At 66.5% G+C, this 5,880-nt stretch carries 7 protein-coding genes; 1 reads left to right on the top strand and 6 read right to left on the bottom strand.

The genetic code is table 11. From position 1 onward, the window contains the following. Window positions 1-90 precede the first annotated feature (90 nt). The 4 genes from tuf to rpsL form a co-directional block, all read right to left on the bottom strand. A complete protein-coding gene (gene tuf / locus WG212_RS21270) occupies window positions 91-1,281 on the bottom strand; it encodes an elongation factor Tu (RefSeq protein WP_337189119.1) in 1,191 nt (396 codons plus the stop codon). Between the two features lie 52 nt (window positions 1,282-1,333). After that, window positions 1,334-3,412 (bottom strand): elongation factor G, encoded by a 2,079-nt coding sequence (fusA, locus tag WG212_RS21265; RefSeq protein ID WP_337189118.1) that lies wholly within the window; start codon window positions 3,410-3,412, stop codon window positions 1,334-1,336. A gap of 101 nt (window positions 3,413-3,513) precedes the next feature. Beyond that, on the bottom strand, window positions 3,514-3,987 hold the full coding sequence (gene rpsG / locus WG212_RS21260; RefSeq protein ID WP_293385321.1) for a 30S ribosomal protein S7: 474 nt from the start codon (window positions 3,985-3,987) through the stop codon (window positions 3,514-3,516). Window positions 3,988-3,999: 12 nt separating this feature from the next. Then, a complete protein-coding gene (rpsL, locus tag WG212_RS21255) occupies window positions 4,000-4,371 on the bottom strand; it encodes a 30S ribosomal protein S12 (RefSeq protein WP_337189117.1) in 372 nt (123 codons plus the stop codon). A gap of 344 nt (window positions 4,372-4,715) precedes the next feature. Here rpsL and WG212_RS21250 point away from each other — a divergent pair, with 344 nt between their 5' ends. Further along, a complete protein-coding gene (locus WG212_RS21250) occupies window positions 4,716-5,378 on the top strand; it encodes a hypothetical protein (RefSeq protein ID WP_337189116.1) in 663 nt (220 codons plus the stop codon). A 4-nt stretch (window positions 5,379-5,382) separates the two neighbouring features. Here the strand turns inward: WG212_RS21250 and WG212_RS21245 are convergent, their stop codons facing one another. Further along, the gene (locus WG212_RS21245; RefSeq protein ID WP_337189115.1) at window positions 5,383-5,709 is read right to left on the bottom strand and encodes a zf-TFIIB domain-containing protein; all 327 of its coding nucleotides are present in this window, start codon (window positions 5,707-5,709) and stop codon (window positions 5,383-5,385) included. A gap of 29 nt (window positions 5,710-5,738) precedes the next feature. Next, the coding region (locus WG212_RS21240) for an integrase core domain-containing protein (RefSeq protein ID WP_337189120.1) at window positions 5,739-5,880 on the bottom strand (142 nt) is incomplete at its 5' end.

Below are 5,880 nucleotides of genomic sequence, written 5' to 3'. Positions count from 1 at the left end.
GCAAAAGGGCCGCCGGGTGTTTCCGGCGGCCCTTCGCTTGGGATGTCGGACGTTGGATGTCCGACGTTGGATGTCAGGCTGGCGCAGGGCCTACTTGATGATCTTCGTCACCACGCCCGAACCCACCGTCCGGCCGCCTTCCCGGATCGCGAACCGCAGACCCTGGTCCATCGCGATCGGCGTGATCAGCTCCACCGTCAGCTCCGCGTTGTCCCCCGGCATGATCATCTCCACGCCTTCCTTCAGCTTGATGATCCCCGTCACGTCCGTCGTCCGGAAGTAGAACTGCGGACGATAGTTCGTGAAGAACGGCGTGTGACGTCCACCCTCTTCCTTCGTCAGGATGTACGCCTCCGCCAGGAACTCCGTGTGCGGCGTGATCGAGCCCGGCTTGCACAGCACCTGGCCACGCTCCACGTCCTCACGCTTCGTGCCCCGCAGCAGCACGCCCACGTTGTCCCCCGCCTGGCCCTGGTCCAGCAGCTTCCGGAACATCTCCACGCCCGTGCAGGTCGTCTTCTGCACCTCGCGGATGCCCACGATCTCCACTTCCTCCCCGACCTTCACGATCCCCTTCTCGATCCGGCCCGTCACCACCGTGCCACGGCCCGAGATCGAGAACACGTCCTCCACCGGCATCAGGAACGGAAGGTCCACCGGACGCTCCGGCTGCGGAATGTACGCATCCACCTGCGTCATCAGCTCCAGGATCCGATCCTCCCCGATCGCCGCGTCACGGCCTTCCACCGCCGCCAGCGCCGAACCCTTCACGATCGGAATGTCGTCGCCCGGGAACTCGTAGCTCGACAGCAGCTCACGGACCTCCATCTCCACCAGGTCCAGCAGCTCCTCGTCGTCCACCATGTCCACCTTGTTCATGAACACCACCAGCGCCGGCACCCCCACCTGGCGCGCCAGCAGGATGTGCTCCCGCGTCTGCGGCATCGGACCGTCCGCCGCCGACACCACCAGGATCGCGCCGTCCATCTGCGCCGCGCCCGTGATCATGTTCTTCACGTAGTCCGCGTGCCCGGGACAATCCACGTGCGCATAGTGACGGTTCTGCGTCTCGTACTCCACGTGCGCCGTGTTGATCGTGATCCCACGCGCCTTCTCCTCCGGCGCCGCGTCAATGTCCTCGTACTTCTTCGCCGTCGCGCCGCCACTCTTCGCCAGCACCATCGTGATCGCCGCCGTCAGCGTCGTCTTCCCATGGTCAACGTGACCAATCGTTCCAATGTTGCAGTGCGGCTTGTTACGTTCGAATTTCTCTTTGGCCATTTCAAGCTCCAGCCCTGTCCGGGCTTGTCCTCTAACTAGGGTTGGAAGGGTCTCAGGCGTACTTCTTGATGACTTCCTCGGCCACCGCCTGCGGCACCGGGTCGTAGTGGTCGTACTGCATGGTGAACTGCGCACGGCCCTGCGACATGCCGCGCAGGTTGTTCACGTAGCCGAACATGTTCGCCAGCGGCACGAAGGCGTTGATGACGATGGCGTTGCCGCGCACGTCCTGGCCCTGGATCTGGCCGCGGCGGCCGTTCAGGTCGCCGATCACCGAACCCAGGTACTCCTCGGGCGTCACGACCTCGACGGCCATGATCGGCTCGAGCAGCTTCGGCGCGCCCTTGTCGCGCAGTTCCTTGAAGGCCGCGCGGCTGGCGATTTCGAAGGCCAGCACCGAGGAGTCCACGTCGTGGAACGCGCCGTCGATCAGGGTCGCCTTGAAGTCGATCAGCGGGAAGCCGGCCAGCAGACCGTTGTCCTTCGCCGACTCCAGGCCCTTCTGGACGCCGGGGATGTATTCCTTCGGCACCGCGCCGCCGACGATCGCGCTTTCGAACACGAAGCCCGAGCCCGGCTCGCCCGGCTCGAACACCAGCTTCACGCGGGCGAACTGCCCCGTGCCGCCGGTCTGCTTCTTGTGCGTGTAGTCGATCTCGGCCCGCTTCCCGAGGCTCTCGCGATAGGCCACCTGCGGCGCGCCGATGTTGGCTTCCACCTTGTAGGTGCGCTTCAGGATGTCGATCTTGATGTCCAGGTGCAGCTCGCCCATGCCCTTCAGGATCGTCTGGCCCGACTCGTGGTCGGTCGAGACGGTGAAGGACGGGTCCTCGGCGGCCAGCTTGGCCAGGGCCACGCCCAGCTTCTCCTGGTCGGCCTTGGACTTCGGCTCCACCGCGATCTCGATGACCGGCGCCGGGAACTCCATGCGCTCCAGGATCACCGGCGAGCGGTTCGGATCGCACAGGGTGTCGCCCGTGCGGGTCTCCTTCAGGCCGGCCAGGGCGACGATGTCGCCCGCGTAGGCTTCCTTGATGTCCTCGCGGTTGTTCGAGTGCATCAGCAGCATGCGGCCGACGCGCTCCTTCTTGTCGCGCGTCGAGTTCATCAGGCCCATGCCGGTCTCGAGCTTGCCCGAGTAGATGCGGCAGAAGGTGAGCGAGCCCACGAAGGGGTCGTCCATGATCTTGAACGCCAGGACCGACAGCGGCTCGTCGTCGGACGCCTTGCGCTCGACCTCGGCCTCGGTCTTGAAGTCGATGCCCTTGGTGGGGGGGATGTCCACCGGCGAGGGCAGATAGTCGACCACGGCGTCGAGCAGCGGCTGCACGCCCTTGTTCTTGAACGCCGAGCCGCACAGGATCGGATAGAAGGCGCCGGTCAGCACCGCCTTGCGGAGGCACTTCTTGATGACCTCTTCCGACGGCTCCTCGCCCGAGAGGTAGGCCTCCATGGCGTCGTCGTCGAGCTCGACGGCGTTCTCGATCATGTAGTTGCGGGCGGCCTCGGCCTTTTCCTTGAGGTCGGCCGGGATCTCATCGTCGTGGAAGCTCGCGCCCAGGCCGTCGTTGTCCCAGACGACCGCCTTCATGCGGACGAGGTCGACGATGCCCTTCAGCGCCGACTCGGCGCCGATCGGGAGCTGGATCGGAACCGCCTTCGCGCCCAGGCGATCGCGGATCGACTCCACCGACTTGTCGAAGTCGGCGCCCAGCTTGTCCATCTTGTTCACGAACACGATGCGCGGGACGTTGTACTTGTCGGCCTGGCGCCAGACGGTCTCGGTCTGCGGCTCGACGCCGGCGTTGCCGTCCAGCACGGTCACGGCGCCGTCCAGCACGCGCAGGCTGCGTTCCACCTCGATGGTGAAGTCCACGTGCCCGGGCGTGTCGATGATGTTCAGGCGCTTGCCGGCCCAGAACGCGGTCGTCGCGGCCGACGTGATGGTGATGCCGCGTTCCTGCTCCTGCTCCATCCAGTCCATGGTGGCCGCGCCGTCATGGACTTCGCCGATCTTGTGGCTCTTGCCGGTGTAGAAGAGGATCCGCTCGGTCGTCGTCGTCTTGCCGGCGTCGATGTGCGCCATGATGCCGAAGTTGCGGTAATCTTCGATTTTATGCGTACGGGGCATAGCGGATCGCCTTGGAAAAGGGCTTATCGGGGTAGCTGAACGAACGGCGCGGGCGGTTTATCCCAAACCGCCCGCGCCGGAAAGCGTGACTGAAGTCGGGCTTACCAGCGGTAGTGCGAGAAGGCCCGGTTGGCTTCGGCCATCTTGTGCGTGTCCTCACGCTTCTTGACGGCCGAACCGCGGTTCGAGGAGGCGTCCAGCAGCTCGCCGGCCAGCTTCTCGGTCATGGTGTTCTCGCCGCGGTTGCGCGCGGCGTTGACCAGCCAGCGGATGGCCAGGGCGCGGCGACGCTCGGGGCGCACTTCCACCGGCACCTGGTAGGTGGCGCCGCCGACCCGGCGCGAGCGCACCTCGATGGCGGGCGCCACGTTGTCCAGAGCGGCGTGGAAGGTTTCCAGGGGGCCCTGGTCCTTGCGGCGGTTCTCGAGAATGTCGAAGGCGCCGTAGACGATGTTCTCGGCCACGGCCTTCTTACCTTCGTACATCACGTAGTTCATGAACTTGGTGACGACCAGGTCCCCGAACTTCGGATCGGGAAGGACGACTCGTTTGTCTGCGCGACGGCGACGGGACATCTATCGAATTCCTTATTTCGGACGCTTGGCGCCGTAGAGCGAGCGGCGCTGCCTGCGGTCCTTGACCCCTTGCGTGTCCAGCACGCCGCGCAGGATGTGGTAGCGGACACCCGGAAGGTCCTTCACCCGGCCGCCGCGGATCATCACCACGGAGTGTTCCTGCAGGTTGTGGCCTTCGCCGGGGATGTAGCACACCGCTTCGATGCCGGTGGTCAGACGAACCTTGGCCACCTTCCGCAGCGCCGAGTTCGGCTTCTTCGGCGTGGTGGTGTAGACCCGGGTGCAGACGCCGCGGCGTTGCGGGCAGCCCTTCAGGGCCGGGACCTTGTTCCGCGCCGGCTTGTTCTGCCGGGGCTTGCGGATGAGCTGGTTGACTGTCGGCATCTATTCTCGCTTCGTGGAGGCGTGTGCCGTTTGGCCGTGGCGCCTCGGTTTAGGGTCGTTTTGGTCCTGGTCCGACGCCGACCGATGAAACACGAAAACACACCGGGCGCCTCTGCGGGGCGTTCCGGCGGGAGCGGCTCATCGGAGCTGGGAAGAATCCCCGGCCTCGAAAGAGCGCGCTACATAGTCGGGAAGGGCCGTCCCGTCAATCGCGCGCGCCGTGTCGCCACGGTCGACGCGATCGGCCATGAATTCGCCGCGCAAGCGCCCCCTCCGTAGGGTGGAGCTTCACGAAAGGAGAGCGCATGCCGCCGGCGGGACGGCGCCGAAGAAGGTATGTGGTCGTGGGGGCGTCGCTCGCCGCCCACGCCGTCGTGCTGACGCTGGTCGCCGTGCATGCGCCCCGCCTTCGCGTTCCAACCCACGACCCCGGCCTGCCCGAGCCGATCATTCCGGTCCTGATCATGCCTCGCGCGCCTGCGCCCGCCGCCGAACCGGGCGCACGCCCCTCCCCCATCCGCCTGCACCGGCGGCCTCAGCGGTTCAACCTGGACGACCTTCCCCTGGCCCCCCTGGTCACCCCCCAGGCCAATGAGGGCTCGCGCGCGCCGGCCGCACCCGCGCCGCGCGCGACCGCGCCACAGCCCCAGGCCGACGCCCTGGCCGAGAACGCACGGCGGGCGCTGCGCAGCCGCCTGGATTGCGACAGCCCCACGCTCACCCGCGCCGAACGCGAGGCCTGCCGCGCGCGGCTCGCCGACGGCGCGCGGGATGCGCCGTTCCTGGGCCTGGGCCTGGACCGCGACAAGTCGGGCGAGTTGGGGCGGGCCGCCGCCCGGCGCGAGGCCGACTTCCGCTACAAGCGCGGTATTCCGGGGCCGGCCACGCCGGTCCCGTACGGCGCCAACTGGGACAACACCCGCAGCCCTCCGAAGGGCGCGGCCAATATCGGTATCGGGGCATCGTCCGAAGACCTCGGCGCGACCCCGGGCAAGGTCCCCTTCTGACACCTCAGTCGAAGATGTCGAAGATGTCGAACCTCTTCTTTTTCTTCCGATAGTCGTAATCGTCGTAGCGGTGATGACCGCCCTTGGCGTCGTAGGGATGGCGACGTTTCCAATCGTCAGGGTCGCGGTGGAAGTCCCGGATCTCGCGATCGAAGCGTTCGCGGTCCTGCTCGCGCCCCTTCTGCTCCTCACGCTGCTCGCCCAGCAGCTTCTCCAGTTCGCCGCGGTCCAGCCAGACGCCGCGGCAAGTGGGACACATGTCGATCTCGACGCCGGAACGCTTCACGTTCTGCATGGACGCGTTGCAGTTGGGGCAGAGCAGCAGCGGCAAATCAGGCTCCTTCGGGCTGAAGCCCTGATCTAGGTGTCGTTTCCAAGAAGGTTGTTCACCCTGGACCAGGGCGTGAGGCCGCCGATGCCTGAGTGGGGTCGGGTGAGGTTGTAAGCGTCGGTCCAGGGGCGCATGGCGGCGGTCCGCGCGTCGGAAGAGCTGTACGGCCTG

The organism is Phenylobacterium sp. (assembly GCF_037189685.1).
Classification (GTDB): domain Bacteria; phylum Pseudomonadota; class Alphaproteobacteria; order Caulobacterales; family Caulobacteraceae; genus Phenylobacterium.
This window is presented reverse-complemented; position numbering and strand designations above follow the sequence as displayed.

Bases quoted from the DNA above. Each gene is read 5' to 3' on its own strand.
- rpsL (WP_337189117.1), bottom strand. From the start codon at position 4,371: ATGCCGACAGTCAACCAGCTCATCCGCAAGCCCCGGCAGAACAAGCCG.
- rpsG (WP_293385321.1), bottom strand. From the start codon at position 3,987: ATGTCCCGTCGCCGTCGCGCAGACAAACGAGTCGTCCTTCCCGATCCG.
- fusA (WP_337189118.1), bottom strand. From the start codon at position 3,412: ATGCCCCGTACGCATAAAATCGAAGATTACCGCAACTTCGGCATCATG.
- tuf (WP_337189119.1), bottom strand. From the start codon at position 1,281: ATGGCCAAAGAGAAATTCGAACGTAACAAGCCGCACTGCAACATTGGA.